The organism is Lactobacillus hominis DSM 23910 = CRBIP 24.179, from assembly GCF_000296835.1.
GTDB lineage: Bacteria > Bacillota > Bacilli > Lactobacillales > Lactobacillaceae > Lactobacillus > Lactobacillus hominis.
Genome location: NZ_CAKE01000022.1, coordinates 117,229 through 136,702, shown reverse-complemented (window position 1 = coordinate 136,702; position 19,474 = coordinate 117,229). Strand labels below are relative to the sequence as shown.

At 34.3% G+C, this 19,474-nt stretch carries 16 protein-coding genes, 1 pseudogene and 1 other annotated feature; of the genes and pseudogenes, 8 read left to right on the top strand and 9 right to left on the bottom strand.

Annotated elements, in window-relative coordinates; translation table 11 throughout:
• The 5 genes and pseudogenes from BN55_RS07825 to BN55_RS07805 all read right to left on the bottom strand — a co-directional run.
• Positions 1–608 (bottom strand): annotated as a pseudogene (locus BN55_RS07825) (MBOAT family O-acyltransferase); the annotation flags it as partial.
• Positions 605–2,119: a D-alanine--poly(phosphoribitol) ligase subunit DltA gene (dltA, locus tag BN55_RS07820; RefSeq protein ID WP_008471546.1), complete on the bottom strand. Its 1,515-nt coding sequence runs from the start codon at positions 2,117–2,119 to the stop codon at positions 605–607. The pseudogene BN55_RS07825 and the gene dltA, both read right to left, overlap by 4 nt.
• A 22-nt stretch (positions 2,120–2,141) precedes the next feature.
• Positions 2,142–2,303: a teichoic acid D-Ala incorporation-associated protein DltX gene (locus BN55_RS07815; protein WP_008471545.1), complete on the bottom strand. Its 162-nt coding sequence runs from the start codon at positions 2,301–2,303 to the stop codon at positions 2,142–2,144.
• A 148-nt stretch (positions 2,304–2,451) separates the two neighbouring features.
• On the bottom strand, positions 2,452–2,742 hold the full coding sequence (locus BN55_RS07810) for a hypothetical protein (protein ID WP_008471544.1): 291 nt from the start codon (positions 2,740–2,742) through the stop codon (positions 2,452–2,454).
• A 3-nt stretch (positions 2,743–2,745) separates the two neighbouring features.
• Positions 2,746–3,894 (bottom strand): YncE family protein, encoded by a 1,149-nt coding sequence (locus tag BN55_RS07805; protein ID WP_008471542.1) that lies wholly within the window; start codon positions 3,892–3,894, stop codon positions 2,746–2,748.
• Between the two features lie 919 nt (positions 3,895–4,813).
• Here BN55_RS07805 and cbpB point away from each other — a divergent pair.
• The 3 genes from cbpB to BN55_RS07790 all read left to right on the top strand — a co-directional run bounded on the left by cbpB (position 4,814) and on the right by BN55_RS07790 (position 8,577).
• The gene (gene cbpB, locus BN55_RS07800) at positions 4,814–5,299 is read left to right on the top strand and encodes a cyclic-di-AMP-binding protein CbpB (protein ID WP_008471540.1); all 486 of its coding nucleotides are present in this window, start codon (positions 4,814–4,816) and stop codon (positions 5,297–5,299) included.
• Positions 5,300–5,388: 89 nt separating this feature from the next.
• On the top strand, positions 5,389–7,269 hold the full coding sequence (locus BN55_RS07795; protein WP_008471539.1) for a heavy metal translocating P-type ATPase: 1,881 nt from the start codon (positions 5,389–5,391) through the stop codon (positions 7,267–7,269).
• Between the two features lie 41 nt (positions 7,270–7,310).
• Positions 7,311–7,361 (top strand) — a sequence feature (sodium ion sensor (DUF1646 type); this cis-regulatory element may regulate processes involved in with the transportation of sodium ions).
• A 55-nt stretch (positions 7,362–7,416) separates the two neighbouring features.
• Entirely contained in the window at positions 7,417–8,577 is a 1,161-nt protein-coding gene (locus BN55_RS07790; RefSeq protein ID WP_008471538.1) for a cation:proton antiporter, read from the top strand.
• Positions 8,578–8,675: 98 nt separating this feature from the next.
• On the opposite strand, the gene BN55_RS07785 is transcribed toward BN55_RS07790, so the two are convergent.
• Positions 8,676–10,241, bottom strand: a complete 1,566-nt coding sequence (locus BN55_RS07785) for an ATP-binding cassette domain-containing protein (RefSeq protein ID WP_008471537.1) — start codon at positions 10,239–10,241, stop codon at positions 8,676–8,678.
• Between the two features lie 113 nt (positions 10,242–10,354).
• Here BN55_RS07785 and BN55_RS07780 point away from each other — a divergent pair, with 113 nt between their 5' ends.
• Entirely contained in the window at positions 10,355–11,191 is an 837-nt protein-coding gene (locus BN55_RS07780) for an Rgg/GadR/MutR family transcriptional regulator (RefSeq protein WP_008471536.1), read from the top strand.
• A gap of 316 nt (positions 11,192–11,507) precedes the next feature.
• Here BN55_RS07780 and pcp read toward each other — a convergent pair whose 3' ends face one another.
• Together pcp and BN55_RS07770 are read right to left on the bottom strand one after the other, a co-directional pair.
• Complete coding sequence (gene pcp / locus BN55_RS07775) at positions 11,508–12,155, bottom strand: pyroglutamyl-peptidase I (protein WP_008471532.1); 648 nt, start codon at positions 12,153–12,155, stop codon at positions 11,508–11,510.
• A 109-nt stretch (positions 12,156–12,264) separates the two neighbouring features.
• The gene (locus tag BN55_RS07770; RefSeq protein ID WP_008471531.1) at positions 12,265–12,756 is read right to left on the bottom strand and encodes a DUF805 domain-containing protein; all 492 of its coding nucleotides are present in this window, start codon (positions 12,754–12,756) and stop codon (positions 12,265–12,267) included.
• A 179-nt stretch (positions 12,757–12,935) separates the two neighbouring features.
• Between BN55_RS07770 and BN55_RS07765 the strand changes: the two genes are divergently transcribed.
• Together BN55_RS07765 and BN55_RS07760 are read left to right on the top strand one after the other, a co-directional pair.
• On the top strand, positions 12,936–14,381 hold the full coding sequence (locus tag BN55_RS07765) for a PTS transporter subunit IIC (RefSeq protein ID WP_008471530.1): 1,446 nt from the start codon (positions 12,936–12,938) through the stop codon (positions 14,379–14,381).
• Positions 14,382–14,430: 49 nt separating this feature from the next.
• Positions 14,431–14,931: a DUF1440 domain-containing protein gene (locus tag BN55_RS07760; protein ID WP_008471529.1), complete on the top strand. Its 501-nt coding sequence runs from the start codon at positions 14,431–14,433 to the stop codon at positions 14,929–14,931.
• A gap of 52 nt (positions 14,932–14,983) precedes the next feature.
• On the opposite strand, the gene BN55_RS07755 is transcribed toward BN55_RS07760, so the two are convergent.
• Entirely contained in the window at positions 14,984–15,640 is a 657-nt protein-coding gene (locus BN55_RS07755; RefSeq protein ID WP_008471528.1) for a CPBP family intramembrane glutamic endopeptidase, read from the bottom strand.
• Between the two features lie 100 nt (positions 15,641–15,740).
• Here BN55_RS07755 and BN55_RS07750 point away from each other — a divergent pair, with 100 nt between their 5' ends.
• Both BN55_RS07750 and BN55_RS07745 read left to right on the top strand, forming a co-directional pair.
• A complete protein-coding gene (locus tag BN55_RS07750; protein WP_008471527.1) occupies positions 15,741–16,859 on the top strand; it encodes an ElyC/SanA/YdcF family protein in 1,119 nt (372 codons plus the stop codon).
• Positions 16,860–16,881: 22 nt separating this feature from the next.
• Positions 16,882–19,218, top strand: coding sequence for an ABC transporter ATP-binding protein/permease (locus tag BN55_RS07745; RefSeq protein ID WP_008471525.1), 2,337 nt, complete (start codon positions 16,882–16,884; stop codon positions 19,216–19,218).
• The last annotated feature ends 256 nt before the right edge of the window (positions 19,219–19,474 follow it).

Below are 19,474 nucleotides of genomic sequence, written 5' to 3'. Positions count from 1 at the left end.
CGCTCTTCCGATCTTAAAAATCCTTGAAAAATGTAACGCGTACCTAAACGTAAATTTTCAATATATTCTTCTCTTTCTGGAGCTTTATCGCAATCTTTTTCAAATCTACGATAACGATCAATAGGACCAGAAGATAAAGTTGGATAAAATAGTAAAAATCTAATATAAGTAATTGGGTTAACTGTTTGAATCGTCTTATCACGAAGTTCCATTATTACTTCTACAGTCTTAAAAGTTAAATAGGAAACCCCCATAAAACCAATTAAACTAGCTACATGACCATGCATATGCGGCGCAATTTTAACTAGCGTTAACGGTGCAATAGCTAAAATTACCGCTAAACAGAAGACCCAAGTTTTATTTCGCCCGGATTTAATATATTTTTGATAAGCAAAGGTGAGCACAAATTGAAAAACAATATAGGCGATTAGCTGCACACCTTGAATCCAATCCTTACCATCAAACATCAAGAATAAAAATACTAAAGAAAATAGTGCTTCATATGTCTTGAATCTCTTGCCATAATAAAGGCCGATAATCAATGGTAATAAGGCTACGAGGATAATTATAAAGTAACGCGGATTGGTATATGGTTGTAAGTTAATCACGCGTTATTTACCTCCTTAATAACTTGTTTAATGTCTACCTTACCGTTTTGAGAAATTGGCATATCCTCACGGAAAATAAATCTTTGTGGAAGCATATAAGGCATAACGTCTTTAGCTAAGTCGTCACGCAATTTCTTAGTAAGTTCGTTATCAGAGTACTTTTCGCGCACTCCAGAAGCTAGTTCGACAACTGCAACCAATTGTTGAACTTTGTGGTCTTTATTGTATTTAGGAGCCACAACACCATAACGCACTAATGGATTCTTAGCTAAGTAGAAGTTAATTTCTTCCAGTTCAATACGATAGCCATTAAATTTAACTTGGAAGTCAATTCTTCCGCGATAAAATAGCATATTGCCATCTAAAAATCCTAAATCGCCAGCGCGATAGCTAGCATAGCGTGCACCGTCTTTTTGATAAAAGGCAGCTTTAGTCTTATCTGGGTTATTCAAATATCCCTTAGATACACTTGGACCGCTAATAACAACTTCGCCTTGGTTTTCAACTTCGCCTTTAGAAGTATCAATTGAAATATTGGTATCGTCTTTTGCAACACCTATTGGCAAACGATCATATTTATTTAAAACATCGTCAGTAATTTCTACTTGAGTTACGGCAACCGTCGTCTCAGTTGGACCATAAGTATTGTAGATATGGCTGTCTGGGAACTTCTTTTTGAGCATTTGCGCGGTCTTATGACTTAGTTCCTCACCACAGAAAAGAAAATGCGTCAATTCTGGATGGTGCTTTTGATCAAATGTTGGATCTAGGAAGCACATTTCCGCAAATGAAGGAGTTGATACCCAAACATTAAAATGTAATTTAGGTAAAGTTTGGAAAAGTTGCCCCAAGTTCTCAGTTACTTCATGTGGTAAAACAACTAGTTTTCCACCTGCAGTTAAAGCTGGATACAAACTCATCACTGATAAGTCAAAAGAATACGGTGCTTGAGCTAAGAAGCTTGGATTTTCAGGCAATTGGAAATCACTTAACTCCCAGTTCACAAAACTGAGCAAGTTATCGTGACTGATTTGAACACCCTTAGGCTTACCAGTAGTTCCTGAAGTAAAAATAATATAGAAGTTATCATCGCCTTCAGCAAAGTCAGCTGGATCTATTTCAAAATCACCATCAACTACTTGTTCAGGCTTTAAAACTTGAATATTTTCCATTTCAATTGGAAGTTCATCAATTGCAATTACCATCGGTGCTTGAGAAACTTCTTGAATCATGGTCAAACGTTCGCTATTTGAATAAGAAGCAATTGGAATATAAGCGTGTCCTGCTTTTACTGCTCCTAAAAAGCTAGCCACCATTTCAAAAGTTTGACCGCCCCAAATCATAATTGGTGCTTTAGCTGGTAAGTTGAGTTCCTTAATCTTAGCTGCATATGCATCTGAACGCTTCTTTAAATCGCCATAAGTATTAGTCTTACCTAAATACTCATAAGCAACTCGACTAGGATCATCGATAGCAACTTGATCAATTGCCTTGATTACGTCTTTAATCATTGTTTATAGCTACCTCTTTAACTTAGAAATCTTTATAAATAAATTTAGCTCCGCCAATTCCACTGTATGAATAGAGATAGACGAGTACTAAAAGTATGGCGAAATAAAAAATTGTTTTAGCAATGAACCATCCGATTCTTTTTGCTGTCGAATCTTTAATTTCAACTTTAGATTTTTGAGTCATCTTTTCACCTCATAACTCTTTTTCTAAATTTTACAACAATGTTACAAAAATCGACAATTCTTTATAAAATTTTTGCAATTTCCTTTGTAATAAGAAGTTACATTGAACTAATTATAACAAAAATCAATCCTATTATATATTTATGGCCTCATTTTGCATGCTTTTTAGACTTAAAATAAATAATTAGCACAAATATACTCTGTAATAAAGAAACAAAGAAAATTGAAAACATTAAAATCCAAAATACACGATCTTTGTTACGCCAAATTGCATCTTTACTTGTTGATAAGGCATATGCTGAAAATAACACAATAATCACTGTACTAATTAAAAACATCCAATTATTAGTTAATTGGTAAAGCGTTATTGCACCGGATGCAGATATTAAGCCACTCCAGCCAGTTACTTTAACCCAAAAAGAGATTTTATCGTTACTCATAATTTAACTTCCTAACAATGCATTAATATTCGCGGACAAAATACGATCCATCTTCATAATATCGCCTCTTGCATATGGCTTAGCGCCTGATTCAAAGAGCATTAAAAGCTGGCCATTATTAACATAAATTTGCTCTAAATACGGCGGCATCAAGACTACTTTTTCAGCATTGCTTTCATCTAAACTATCAAGTGCCGTAAGTGGGAAGAAAAAGAGTTTTGAATCTTTGCTTCCATATGATTGACTTAAAATGACATAGTTTTGATAAAAAGCAATTCCTTGAATCTGCCGATCCATTGAGGCACTCCCAGAGCCCAATGCCCAAGAAACTTGACCCGTTACTGCTTTGATTTGATCGCTAGTGATTGTACCTTTAAATGGCTTTTGTCTAGCAATGGGATAAGACGCAATTTGTCCATTATCAGATTGGTTAAAAAATCCGACAAATAATTGATCATCATAATATGTCACGCAAGAAGCTCGTTGAATCGTTGGTAAAGCAATCACATAATCATATTTTATTGGCTCTTTAGTTTTGGCATAATTATACTTTTCAAGTTTTTTCAAAGAAAAAGACATGAGTGCCGACTGATCTTGCTGACTTCCTGTAACCCAAATATTTTTAGCAACTGGATCATAGGCAATACCGCCTAAATGGGGACTTCCGCTAACTTGGACGTTTTTTAAATAGCGGCCAGTCTTTTTATCTAATACATAAATTACAGACCGATGCTGATGAGTGCTATCATATGCACTAATCAATAAATATTTACCCGCAATTGTTAAACCTTGCGGCACCATAGAATCAGTTTGCGTGACTTTATTTTTTTGAAAATCAAAAGATGGCGTAGTCACTTGACCTGGAATAATATAATTAGCACCTATTTTAGTCATCATTGGACTTTCAAAAGAAGCATCATAAACTGCAGGATATTTATCAGATAATTTTTTCTTAAATGCAGCAAAATTATAATGTCCACTACTAATGCTGGTCCCATCCTTAGCTTTTTTTAAAGCTGGTCTCGAATAAAAACTAGCTTGGGCATGTCGATTATTTTCATATCTTGCATATAAGTAATATCCTGTAGCTCCTATGCCAGCTAATAATAAAAGGACGAAAAATAATTTTAAAAATTTCCGCAGCTTTTTCATTTTTCCTCCTTCTTTAATTCTACTTAAATTTCCTTAATTATATAAATTCATATTATCTTGAAAAGCGCTGTCATTCCAAGCTCTCGCACAAGTTTTACTAGTTTTTTAAGCAAAAAATGCTGTTCTTAATAATTTTTATGAATTTTGGTCACATTTTGTTCACATTTTCCCTCTAATATATAAACCATAGCAGATGGATAACTTCCTGAAGCTATTTAGCATTAACATCCAACTTTTTATTTTCATTCTTACTCCTCCAAGTAGATTGAAATATTGTCAGTTTCAAACTGACCTAAAATTATCCCATTTATGAAGTCACGCTCCGGCGTGGCTTTTCTTTTCATATATTCATAAGTTAAGATGTATGGTGTTTAAGATTTCTTATAAACAATGTCACAAATTATTCACATTTTCCTTCTAATATATAAACCATAGCAGAGGGGGAAAGCCCTGAAGCTATTTAGCATTAACATCCAACTTTTTATTTTCATTCTTACTCCTCCAAGTAGATTGAAATATTGTCAGTTATAAACTGACCTAAAATTATCCCATTTTTAAGCCGCGCTAGTACTTGCGCGGTTTCTCTTTGCCTAAAAACATTTGTTAAGCCAAATTTTAGAAAGTTTAATTTTTTTAAGTAAAATGGTCACAATTTGTTCACATTTTATTTCTAATATATAAACCATAGCAAGAGGGATTATCCCGAAGCTATCTAGCATTAACATCCAACTTTTTATTTTCATTCTTACTCCTCCAAGTAGATTGAACACTTTGTCAGCTTAAAGCTGACCTAAATTATCCCGTTTTAAGCCTATGCTTCCGCATAGGCTTTTTTATTGTCTTAATTCGTTTCAATCGTATAGCTTTTTTCCTATAATATAAGTGATAGCTACTTTAAGTAATATTTTTAGGAGGAAAAATGTTTTCACCTGCTATTCAACACCTAATTGAAGAAAAATCTGGTGCTTTTTTAATTCCTGCATCTCGCATTGCTTTTGTTCAAGAAGACAATCCCCTTTATCATGCATTCTTAATTCTTACAAAAATGAAATATGCTAAAATTCCAGTTCTTGATAGTAAGCAACGCGTCGTCGGGTTAATAAGTTTAGCTATGATTACCAATGAAATGCTAACGCCAGATGATATTACGATTGATGCTTTATCCGAATTAAAAGTTAAAGATGTCATGCAAGTAAAATTTGACACTATTAATATGGTACAAACTGAATTAGAAACTCAACTTCATTTACTCGTCGATAATGCATTTTTACCAGTCGTTGATGATAAAGGCGTTTTTCAAGGTCTTTTAACGCGTCGTGAATGGATTAAGGCTTTTAACTATGTAGTCCACAATATTGATCACGAGTATGAACTTATTCCTAAAAGCCACAAAAACTTATCTTAAGTAAGCTCGTTCATTAACTTTTATTTTTTTAGTGCTAAACTATGATTACGTAAAGAAAAATTCATATATTAATTACTGGAGGTATATAAATGAAGCATCAATGGAAATTCTTCACCATTCTAGGAATTGGTATTGTTAGCGCCATCTTAGATTTTGGACTTCACAATCCCAAAATTATTGGATTGCCAATTTCTGAAATATTAATCGATATTTTTGGTATTTGCTTATCCATCTCAATGCTTATTGAAATGTTCCATACTTTAGAAAAAGGTAATTGGGGCGTTGATATTTTAGCTATTATTGCCGTAGTTTCAACAATGATTGTTGGTGACTACTGGGCTGCTTGGATGATTTTGATCATGTTAACTGGTGGTGATTCTCTTGAAGATTACGCTACCGGTCAAGCAGACAAAGAATTGCGTTCTTTGTTAAACAATACTCCTCGTATTGCCCACCAAATTGTTAACGGCAAAATTGAAGACGTAAACGTTGATCAATTAAAGATTGGCGATACTGTTTTAATTAAGCCTGGCAACCAAGTTCCAGTTGACGGAAAAATTATCAAGGGAACTTCAAGTTTTGACCAGTCATCATTAACTGGTGAATCACTACCTGTTGACAAAACTATTGGCGATGAATTAATGTCTGGCTCAATCAATGGTAATTCCGCAGTTGAAATGCAAGTTACTAAAGAAGCCAAAGATTCTGAATACCAGTCAATCGTAGCCTTAGTTAAGTCATCTGAAGCTAAACCTGCTAAATTTGTTAAAATGGCTGACCGCTATGCAGTGCCATTTACCATCATTTCTTTAATTATTGGTATTGCTGCTTGGATTACTTCTGCTGTAACTAATCCCGGCGCTGATTGGCAAGCCCACTTTATGCGTTTTGCTCAAGTTATGGTAGTTGCTTCTCCATGTCCTTTATTAATCGCTGCACCTGTTGCAATGGTTTCTGGTATGAGTTCAATGTCACGTAACCATATCATTGTTAAATCAGGTACAACTTTGGAAAAACTGTCAAGAACACTGACTTTTGCTTTTGATAAAACTGGTACTTTAACTGAAAATCAATTGGTTATCGAAGATGTCGTTCCTGCTTCAGATAGCAATTTATCTAAGCAAGAGCTTCAAAGTTTAGCTGCTAGCGTTGAACAACAATCAAGTCACATCATTGCTACTTCACTAGTTAACGGCACCGACAAAAAAGACTTACAAACTGTTGACAACTTACAAGAAGTTACTGGTAAAGGCGTCAGCGGAACTATTAACGGCAGCGAAGTTAAAGTTGGAAAACTTAATTTTGTAGCACCTGATCATAACAAAATTAATGTCGATTCGACTGCCATTTACATTTCAATTGATGGAAAATTTGCTGGTTACATTACTTTCCAAGATCAAATTAGAGAGAATACTCCCGAAACGATCTCACGCCTTCGTCGTCAAGGTATTAAACAAATTATGATGCTTACTGGTGACCACAAAACCGTAGCTGATAAAGTTGCTAAAGAAGCTGGTATTAAAGAGTCTGAAGTTCATGCCGACTTATTGCCAGCTCAAAAGATTCAAGAAATTAAAGATGTTAAATCTGACCTAAGACCAGTTGCTATGGTTGGTGATGGCGTTAACGACGCTCCAAGTTTAATGGCTGCTGATGTCGGCATTGCTATGGGTGCTAAAGGCGCAACTGCTGCCAGTGAAAGTGCTGATGCAGTTATCATGGTTAACGACATTTCTAAAGTTAATGATGCAGTGGCAATTTCTAAGCATACGATGAAAGTTGCCCATGTTGATATTATTACTGCAATTTGTATTGTTATCTTAATTGAGTTAATTGCCTTTACTGGTATTATTCCAGCTTTCTGGGGCGCAATTTTACAAGAAGTCGTTGACTTGATCACTATCTTACTTGCCTTACTTACTAAAACTAAACCAACTAATCCAAGCCAAACTGGATTGCCTAAACAATAAAAAACAAGTAGAATTAAAAGAAGTTAAATATTTTGTTTAGTGGTTGGGTTTTATTAAAAACTTTCAAGATTAGCTTATTTGGGTCAATAAGCACTTGGAAGTTTTTTATTTTGCTCACAATAAAGAAAAACTTAGAAAGATGATGCTATGCATTTTTTAGGACAATTAATTTTAATTTTATTAGTCACTACTTTATTAGGACAGTTATTTGCTCGCTTTAATATGCCAGCTGTAATTGGACAATTGCTTTCCGGAATTGTGTTAGGACCTGCAATTTTAGACTTAGTTAAGCCAAACGAAATCGTCAGCTTATTTTCTGAATTTGGCGTAATTTTGTTAATGTTTTTGGCTGGACTTGAAAGCGACCTTAATTTACTAAAAAAGTACTTCAAATTAAGCTTTACTGTTGCAACCGTGGGGGTAATTTTACCCGTAGTATTTATGGGGCTTGCCTCAATGGCTTTTGGAATGAAGTTCTTAGAAGCGTTATTTATCGGTATTGTCTTTGCTGCAACCAGCGTTTCAATCTCTGTGGTTGTACTCCAAGAAGCTAATCAGCTTCATACTCGCGCAGGCAGCGCAATTTTAGGAGCAGCAGTAGTAGACGATATTTTAGCGGTTATCGTTTTAAGCTTATTTACCACTTTCAGTCATGAAGGTGGTAAAAGCGGATTAACTAACAATTTTTTTATTAACTTAGTAATTGAGGCAGTATATTTTGTAGCAGTTTGGATAATTTTTAAATTTATTGCCCCTTACTTTATGAAGGCCGCTGAAAAAGTTGAAGTTAATTATTCCGTAGTTATCGGTTCGCTTGTCTTAGCGCTAGCTATGGCTTGGGCGGCAGATTTTGTTGGTTTGTCAGCAGTTGTAGGTGCCTTTTTTGGCGGTTTAGCAATTAGACAAACGCCGCAGTATCACGAAGTTGAATCTTCTGTTAGCATCATTGGATATTCGATTTTTATCCCGGTATTCTTTGCGGATATTGGCTTATCGATGACTTTTGCAAGTTTAGTCAAAGATATTTGGTTCATATTAGCCATGACCGTTTTAGCGTTATTATCAAAATTCTGGGCTGGTAAATACTCCAGCGAAGCCTTCGGCTTTAGCAAAGAAGAGGGCAATATCGTAGGGGCCGGCATGATCTCTCGTGGAGAAGTAGCTTTGATTGTGGCGCAAATTGGAATTAACCACCATCTTTTTCCAGAAGATATTTATTCTAGCTTGATTTTGGTGATCATTGTCACCACGGTACTTTCACCATTTATCTTGAATTACTTTATTAAAAAGCAAGTCCAGGCTAATTAAATACGCAAACAAAATAGGAAGTAATCAAATTGATGATTACTTCCTATTTTTGTTATTTTGACTCATTGACTAAGAAAAGTTAGCTTTATTTAAAACATCTAAATATATTCCTTTAAATCAAGTATTTTATCGTATTGCGCAAGTTCATCTTTTTCGTAATGGTGAATAACTTCAATGAACGTTAAGCTGGAGCTACGCAGATAATCATGAATTATATCAGAAGTTCTCTTATCTAAAGAAGCGTTAATTTCATCAAGCAATAAAACTGAACGTTTGGCTAAGATTGCGCGGGCAAGTTCGATTCGCGCTAATTGTCCACCTGATAGTTGGTCGGCATTAACTCCTAGCGAATAATCAAAGCCCTTTTCTTTAATTAATGAATCTAAACATAATTTTTCACACACTTTCATTACTTCTTTTTTAGAAATATCGGCTCCTAGCGTCAAATTAAACCATAAGCTGCCCGCAAAAATTACTGGTGCTTGACTCGCATAAGCAAATCCGTGGCTGAAAGTGCCTGCTTGCACATCTTTATTATTAAGCCAAATCTGCTTAGCCTTGCCGAAATCACCATACATTAAAAATTGCAGCAGAGTTGATTTTCCTGCACCTGACGGTCCAATTACAGCCAATTTTTGATCCTCTTTAAGTTTGAAAGTAATATTGTGGGCCAATTGATTATCTTTTCTAAATAAATCAAGATCTTTCACTTCTAACTCTTGAATATCAACATCTTTAGCATTTTCAAGCTTTTCATCGGCTAAGAAGTTTTCGACTTTTTCAACAACTTTCTTAGTCGTAGAAATCTTATTTCTATCAGCTAAAATATTTAAAATTGGATTAATAAAGGAATTAGCTAATTGGACAATAGCAAATAAACCACCTAAAGTTGTTTGGCCTTGAATCACTAAATAAATACCCATTGAAAATGGGACTACGAATGTTAAAAGTGCTGCTAAAAAGTTAATTAAAGTATTTGTATTTAAGTCAAGCAAGTTCATTTTTCTTAAGGCTTGCTCTAAATTCGATACAGTTTGTGTATTTTTAGTTACTGCACTTTCTTGACGTCCATATAAACGCAATGTGTCTACACCTGAAAGAAAATTCTTAGTTTGGTTAACGTATTTGCCATTTGCCTTAGTCCAATTTTCCGCAGCATTTTGAACTGGCTTTTGGAAGAAATTCGATACCAGCATTGGAATCATTGAAGCTACTAAGAACATCAATGTAATCAGCCAATTAACTAAAAGTGCGTAGCCTAATGCCAAAATCAAGCTAAAACCCTGCATTACAATCTGAATTTGGGCATCAAAACGATTAGTTTCCAATAACTTAAAATCTGTAGTTAAAAAGCTCAAACTATCATTATTTTCTTCTTTAGACTTATTGAGCATCCCTGCAAAAATATTCGTTCTTAAATACGAATTAGTTTCCTGAATGGCCTGCGTTTTTAAATTATTAAATATTAAGCCTGAAATTAATGTAGCAACAAAAGCTAGCGTCACTACTAATAAAAAGCTGCCTATTTTGCTCCACTGTTTTGCCGTAGCAATATTAGTTAGTTCTTGAACAACAGAGGCCATAATAATATTTTGAAAACTGGCGATTAAGCCACAAATTATCATGACAATAAATTTCATCTTGTTTGAATATTTAAACAGCATCTTTGTTTCTCCTCACTTCATTTATTGATTGAAATGAGTATACAATGAGTCTAAAATTAAAATGTACTTTCTTGCAGATCTGCAAGTTTATCTTAAAAAAGTAGGTAGTTATTATGTATGGTCATGAATTTAAAGAATTGCGTAAAGCTTACGGCATCAGTCAAAAGCAAGTTTGTCAGGGAATTTGTTCTGAATCAAAATTATCTCGCTGGGAAAATGATCAAGTGGAAGTTGAATTTAGCACTGCCATAAAATTACTTAATCGCATTCATTTAGATAGCGACGAATTTCTAGGACTATCTGAATTTGCTCCTAAACCTAATATTTCTCCAGAACTTCGAGATGCCCTTAATTCTGATAGCATCCCAATTATTAAAAGGGTAACTAAAAAGCAGATAGCTCAATACCATAAAAGTCACGATCCATTTGATCTATTTGTAAGTGCCACATTGTGCAATCAATTATTAATTCTGGATCATAAAAATTATTTACCCCAGCAAGATTTGCAGACTTTAACAAAGAAACTTTCAAACGTAAATTTCTGGAGTCGCTACTATATTTCTCTTTTTGGTAGCTGCGCCTTTTTATTAAGTCCAAAGCAACTTTATGGCATTTCAATGCAGATTATTAGAAATTTCGATCAAATTGAAGATGTTGAAGTAGCACTTGGTTCTTTAGAAGATGCAACGATGAAATTAATTTGCCAAAAAGACCTCGATCATGCACAAAAATTAATTGTTGCTCTTTCTAAAATAGATCTGCCGCAATACATGATGTTCTTTTCTTTAACGCTGTCTTTTCTGACTAAGTTAATAAACTATGTCAAAACTGGTGATGAACAACCAATTTTAAGTTTGATAAATACCTTATTAAATTTAAACTGCAGCGTCCAAGCTGCAACTTACTTAGATATGTTCAAATATCTCCAAGCTTTCGAAAATAGAAAATGATTTTGTATATTTCAAAATGTTTCACAGGAAACAAAAGAGGCTATTATAGCCTCTTTTGTTATGATCTTAATAAAAAGTAATAATATAAATACCAAGTTTCAATTATAAAAGCAATTACTAAATAACCATACCAATCAAAATGGAGATCATGATTAGCAAATTGCGTCAAACATACAAAACTACAAACGATCATCCCAATTAAGCAATAAATAAATGGAAAATCATACTTAATAACATGTTGTCTGACCAATAAACATAGTATTAATCCAATAATAACTAATCCTAGCAAAATCCAAAACATAAAATCACCTGTAATTTAATGATTTGCACCTTCTACAGTTTTAATATCTCCTTTGCCGTCGCACTCAACAATTGCACTAATTGCTGCAGTTAAGCCTTTGATAATATCAGCTAGCGCCATGGATGGAGTATTAGGACGATTTACTACTTGCTGCGGCAAAAATGGAATATGAATAAATCCTGCCTTTATATTTGGAAATTTCTTATCTCTCATATACTGCACTTGATACATGATGTGGTTGCAGACATAAGTGCCTGCAGTATTTGATACGCTAGCTGGCAATCCTGCTTTTCTGATGGCTTTTACCTGTGCCTTAATTGGCAACTGCGTAAAATAAGCTGCTTCGCCATCTTCATGAATTGGCTCACCTAAAGGCTGATAGCCTTCATTATCTGGAATGCGACCATCGTTAATATTAATTGCAACGCGCTCGCAAGTAATGCCATATCTTCCACCAGCTTGGCCGACATTTAACACATAATCAGGATTTTCCTTTTCAATTGCTTTTTTTACGATTTCAGCCGATTTGTTAAAAACAGTTGGAATTTCTAGCTTAATTATTTCAGCACTTTTAATTTCATCAGGGAGTTTTTTTACCGCTTCAATTGCTGGATTAATTTTATCTGTGCCGAATGGATCAAAACCTGTTACTAAAATTTTCATATTCTTTAATTTTCCCTCCATTTTTAGTCAAAATAATTTCCTTGATTTTAACACAAAAAAACTCAGCTTACGCTGAGTTCTTAGTTAGTCTTACATTTTTTGGGATAAATTAATTACTATTTACGAATAAATATGTACCCCATTTTACAGGTCTTTCTACAGTTGGCAATATTAGTAAGACAACAATAATAATCCATCCAAATGGAATAAACATCAACCACAGCCACCAACCGCTGCAGTCAATGTCATGTAATCTTCTGACCGCATAACCAAGCAATCCTAACTTTATCCAAATTAGTAAAATCCATAAAACTAGTTCAATTAACCAAGTAAAAAAGTTCATTCGCTGTATGACCATAGTCCATTCCTGTTCACTGGAAGAATAAACCCCTGTCAGCAAAATAGCAAACATTACGCAAAGAATAAGAAAGCTCATTACAAACTGAGTTACATAACTTATCCAAAATGCTTTACGGGTACTTCTAGCACTCCAAGTAAAAGGATATAAGAAAATACCCTTAAAAATTTGTCCAAAACTTGGATCAGGAATATCGCTTTTAGGTGCGTGATACTCTTGTTCATAATAAGGCTTATCTGACATATGATCCGCTTCTTTCTACCTAGTTCTATTTTCACCTTAATTAAATCATCAGTCATACAAATAAGCAAAAAATTACCCAGAAAATAGCTAATTTCTAAAAATAGCGATAGCTTATTAGTAGACTAATTTTATCTTAACGACTATTCTATACGTAGCTAATTTCTAATTGGAGGGAAACAATGCTTAAGCAAATAAGTCAATTTTTTAATGCATTTGGAGCAACTGTTATTGTTCCTATTATGATCTTTGTAATTGCGCTTTTTCTTAAATTAAAGCCCAAAAAAGCAATGATGTCTGCTTTTTATGCTGGTGTTGGGCTAACTGGATTTAGTTGGATTATTAATGAGTTCACCCCTATCGTTACAAAAGTAATTAGACAAATGGTCAATCAAACTGGAATAAAATTACCAGTGGTAGACATTGGCTGGCAGGCTGGGTCCTTAGCAAGTTTTGGTTCACCTGTCGGTCTTACTTTCTTTGTAGTTGGGCTAATTGCTGAATTCATTTTATTCTGGACAGGAATTACCAAAGTTTTTATGCCATCTAATCTATGGAATAATTTTGGATTTATGATTTGGGGTACATTGGCTTTTTATGTCACTCATAATTGGTGGATTTCTCTAGGATTGTCATTTTTTATGCTTTTGTATACTTTGGTCTTAGCCGAAATTCAAGCAGATCGCTGGTCACGTTATTACGGCATAGAAAACACAACTGTTTCTGCAGTACAAAATATTGTTCAAGTAATTCCAGCTATTATTTTAGATCCCCTATGGAATTTATTGGGGTTTAACAAAGTAAATTTAACCCCCAAAGCTTTTAAAGAAAAATTTGGCGTTTTTGGCGAACCAACAACTCTCGGAATAATCTTAGGATTAATCATCGGTATTTTAGGTAATTTGACAACCTTGACTACCACTAAAGCTTGGGGACAAATTTTAAAATTTGCAGTTGAATTATCTGCTGTAATGACAATTTTCCCATTAGTAACTAATGTTTTTGCTAAAGCTTTTACCCCACTAGCTGAAAGTATCGATAAAGACCGAAAAAAGCAAGCTCAGGATACAAAACTAGAAGATCCAATACACGACAAGCATCGCTGGTTCTTGGCAGTAGATGATGGCGTGGGTTATGGAGAATCTGCAACAATCATTTCTGGCATTATTTTAATACCGATTATGGTTATTATCGCCTTCATCTTACCTGGCAATAAAACTTTACCTGTTGTAGACCTAATTTCGTTACCTTTTATGGTTGAATCCATTGTTGCGGTAACTAAAGGAAATATCTTAAAAGTAATTGCTAATGGAATTGTATGGTTTAGTATCGGATTATACGCCGCAAGCTGGCTAGCAAATATTTATACTGGAGCTATTTCACATTATGGCGCCGCAATTCCAACCGGTATTGTATTAGTTACTAGTTTTAATTTAATGGCGCGACCAATCAATGCTTTAGTTTTTGCAGCTTTTATTTCAAAAAATCCAATTTGGATTGGTCTATGCATTGCAATATATCTTTTATTGTTATTTGCTTTAAGAAAATACCGTCCGCAAATTTGGACTTACTTAAATAACATGGCTGATAAAAACAACAATCAGGCTAAATCTAAAACAGTTAAATAATAATTTGTTAAAATGAAATTAGATTCGCTAAGAAAGAGATGTATTTGTCATGACTAAATTAAATTGGAAAAATATTGCAATTGCAGGTACTGCTGCAGGCGTCATTTCTGGTCTTGTAAAGCTTGGCTGGGAAAACATTCTTCCTCCACGCACAGCTGCTAGAAACGAAACTAATCCCCCACAAAAACTACTCCAACAATTAGGCGTACCTAAAAAACTAACGCATGCTACTTATACTTATTCTGGAGAAAAATTACCTTGGGTTTCTTACTTAGTTCACTTTGGCTTTTCGATTGCTTTTGCAACAGCATATGCTGCAGCTCTTGAAAAGAAGGTTAAGTGGCTTACTTTAGGACAAGGCGTTCCATTTGGAATTGCTGTCTGGGTCGCATTTCATTTAGTGATTATGCCAGCAATGAAGACTGTTCCTAGCGTTAAGGATCAACCTTGGCAAGAACACTTATCTGAAGCCTTAGGTCATATTGTCTGGATGTGGACAAATAATGAAATTGCCGAAATTGTTTTAAAACAATTGAAAAATAAAAATTAGCACAAAAAAACGGGTTATTACTTCTAATAGCAAGTAATAGCCCGTTTTGCTTTTATAAAACACCCATTAAGTTGTTTAACACATGAGCCAAAATTGAGTAACGCAAATCTTTAGTAGTGACATAAGTCCAAGCTAAAATTGAGCCCATTACCCAATATAAGAAAATAAATTTACTTAAACTTGGATCGTGACAAAAGGCAAAGACAAAACCACTCAAAATAATTCCGGCAATTTTCGCGGTTTTATTTTCGTCAGGAAAGAAAGTATTAAAAAACATCCCCCTAAAAATTATTTCTTCACAAATCGGCGCCACAATCACAATTAACAAGTTAAATACTGGATTAGCCTTAGACTGAATTGCTTCTAATTCTGCTTGATTAGTTGAAGTGACATTAGTCCCCCATAATTTAATAAAGCAAACTTGGGCCACCATAATTAAGAAAAATGCTCCCAAGGCAATCACGATTCTGCGCCAATTCCAGTGCGGTTTAGCATTGAAAAACCAATCATTTTCTTTAGAGAGCTGATACTTATACAGTGCAAACATTGCCCAAATAGCGAAAACTGTTAACAATGCGATCAAAAGTCCATGCCAGGGCGTAATTTTCATTTTATCTGGAACCACATAAAGCGTTTGAATAAGCGCATATCCTACAAAGGATAAAATCATGATTCCTAAGTTTCCCAATAGGCGTAAAAAACGTCGCATACTTCCCCTCACTTTCATTAAATATAAAATTCCTTCTTAAAATACTAGTATATCAATTATAATATAATGACAGAAATCAATTTAAGGACACTATATAACCATGACCAAACTTTCGCAATATCTTGAACATGTTTTTTCTTATTTTTTACATAATGAATTAACCATTTTATCGATAGCCTTATTTATCACCTTAGCTATTTTTCTAATCTCTTGGTTAATTGAACCCAGACGTTTATTAAATGGTATTTTATTTACTATTTTCGGATTAACTTTTCTAGCCTGGTTTGCGGTGCTGATTTTTTCGCAAAACAATCAAGCCCTAAACTATACTTTTGGTAGTCTAGCGATTGCCACCATGTTTGGCATCATCTTCTTAGTTTTATTTTCCTGGGTCTTTTTCTTGTGGAATGCTTATTTTGTATGGAAATACGAAAGCCACACCTTGCCTAATCTTTTAACTTTATTTATTAGCTTAGGCATGATTTTTATTTGGATTATTGAGCGAATTGGCCTGCTAAATAATTTACCGCAATGGGTCAATTTAATCTTGTCAGCTTCAATCTTTATTGCGTTATATTTGGCTTTTGTCATGTATAATTTTTTAATAAACCTGCTTTTATATCAATTCGTTCCGCGCCATTATAGACAGGATTATTTGATCGTTTTAGGAGCAGGTTTAATTCAAGGCAAAAAAGTATCACGCTTGCTTGGCGCTCGAATTGATCGCGCAATTGCTTTTTCTAACAAACAATATGATAAGGGTAAAAAGCGTCCTAAAATTATTATGTCAGGCGGACAAGGTCCAGATGAAGACGTTTCTGAAGCCTTTGCCATGAAAGAATACGCAGTAAGTCATGGTATGCCAGAAGAATACATTTTGCTTGAAGACAATTCGCGCAATACTGAACAAAATATGGCCTTTTCTAAAAAAGTTGCTACTTCTGATTATGGTAGTGAAAAATTTAAGGCTAAATTTTTCACTAATAACTATCATTTATTGCGTGCCGGTCTTTATGCAAAGGCAGTCCATCTCAAAGCCAATGGCGTAGGCGCAACTACTCGACTATATTTTTTACCAAATGCAATCATTCGAGAATTTGCCGGAACTTTTGTCATGCATAAAAAGCGCCATTTTATTGTTATTGGTCTAATTACTCTATTCTTTATTGCTCAAGCTATCATTATTTTATTGGGCAATGGTAAATGGCGCATGATTTAAATTTTAAGTAAAGGAAATAACTATGCTCCAACTACAACATCTAATGAAAACCTATCATGTAGGAGACACTGTTACTCATGCCTTAGACGACGTTTCGATAAACTTTCGCAATCATGAGTTTGTCGCAATTTTAGGACCTAGCGGTTCAGGTAAAACTACCCTTTTGAATGTCATTGGAGGACTAGATCATTATGATTCCGGCGATATTATCATCAACGGTAAATCAACCAAGAATTTCACCCAAACAGATTGGGATGCTTACCGCAATAATACAGTAGGCTTTATATTTCAAAGCTACAATTTAATTTCTCACCTTTCAATTATTGAAAACGTCGAATTAGGGATGACTTTGTCTGGCGTCAGTTCTAAAGAGCGCCACCAAAAAGCAATTAATGCGCTTAAAAAAGTTGGCTTAGGCGATCATATTAATAAAAAGCCTAACCAACTTTCAGGTGGTCAAATGCAAAGAGTGGCTATTGCGCGTGCGATTGCCAATGATCCTGATATTTTACTGTGCGATGAGCCAACAGGCGCCTTAGACACTAAGACTAGTGAAGACATCATGAAGCTTATCCAAGAATTGAGCAAAGATAAGCTCGTAATCATGGTGACCCACAATCCAGAATTAGCTGCAGAATACGCAACACGTATTGTACATTTTCAAGATGGAAAAATTTTAAGTGATTCTGATCCTTACAAGCCAGAAAAAGAACCTGAAGATAGTTTCCAGCTAAAAAAGACTAAAATGTCCTACTGGAATGCTTTAAAGCTTAGTTTTACTAACATTATGACCAAAAAAGGCAGAACATTTTTAACAGCCTTTGCCTCAAGTATCGGAATTATCGGTATTGCTATTGTTTTAGCACTCTCGCATGGTTTTCAAAAACAAATTAACCAAACTCAAAGTAAAACTTTGTCTAAATTTCCGATTTCAATTTCTCAAACAGCAACTGACATTAATACCGCAAGTTCTAGAAAAGAATCAGATAAAAACGTTAAAAATCGTGGCTACTTAACTGCAGCAATTCCTGAAACTGAAAAAAATACTCACCAAAATAAGATCAGTCAAAAATATGTCGATTACGTCAAAAAGATTAATCCTAAATATGCCAACAATATTTCTTTCATCCGTGGCACACAATTAAATCTTTTGGCTTTTAATCAAGGTAAAATTACCCGCGTGCAATTTTCAAATACTGCAACTAACACTAATTCTATGGCTCAAGCACAAGCTCAAGGGATGGCTAGCGTAGGGATTAACACTAACACCTTTCCTAATTCGCTTGATAAAAAACAAGGTTCGTTTTTGAAAGATAACTATCAGCTTTTAGCCGGCACTTGGCCAAGCAATAAAAACGATGTAGTTTTAGTTTTAAACAATAAAAATGAAGCCAATTTAAACGCCCTTAAAAATTTAGGTATGAGCGTTAAAGATGGTGAAAAAATCAATTTTAAAAAATTAATTAATAAATCCTTCCGCATAATTCCTAATAATTCTTATTACCAAAAACTTCCTACCGGCAACTTTGTCCCTAAAAAACCAGACCAAGCCATGTACAATAGTGGTAAAGATATTAACTTAGTTGCGGTTATCCGCGCTAAAAATAATACTCAAATGGCACTTTTAGATAACGGAATTGCTTATAGCGACCAATTAAGCAAAGAAGTCATTAATCAAAATAAGAACTCAGAAATTGTTCAAGCTCAAAAAAATAGTTCAACCAATGTTTTAACTAACCAAGAAATGACTACTGAACAAAAGGAACAATTTATTGCTTCAATCGGTGGCTCTAGTATTCCGAGCGGCATTTTAATTTATCCAAATTCATTTAATTCTAAAGATAAAGTACTTGATTACTTGGATAAATGGAATAAAGGCAAAACTAAGAAGAACCAAATCATCTACACCGATATGTCTGGTACAGTTACTAAATTAACCGGTGGCTTATTAAACGGAATTACTTATGTCTTAGTTGCTTTTGCCGGAATTTCACTTGTAACTTCAATGATCATGATTGGTATCTTAACTTACACTTCCGTTCTTGAAAGAACTAAAGAAATCGGAGTTTTAAAGGCCTTAGGTGCTAGAAAGCGCGACATTACCCGCGTATTTGATGCCGAAACCTTTATTTTGGGTATTTTTTCTGGTATTTTGGGAATCTTTATTGCCTACTTATGTACGTTCCCAATTAACGCTATCCTTTACCGCATTACCGATATGACTAATATTTCTCAATTAGATCCAGTACAGGCAATCATTTTAGTAATTATCTCAACTATTTTGACAATGCTAGGTGGACACTTACCTGCTAAAATGGCGGCTAAAAAAGATGCTGCGATCGCTTTGCGCAGTGAGTAAGAAAAAAATTTTTTCAAAATAACAAAAAAATTTTTTAATGCATTTTGAACTAACTATGTTATTTTTAGTATAAGTAACACCATGTCACTTTACATTTTAATTAATAACACATTTTTAAAGATACGTCCTAAAAAGTTTCTTAGGGCGTATTTTTTTATTGATATATGCATACAATTAATTGAAAACCATTTCATATAAGACTATTATAATGGTAACAGGCGTTATACACTTGGATATTTTAGAAAAAGGGTGAAAA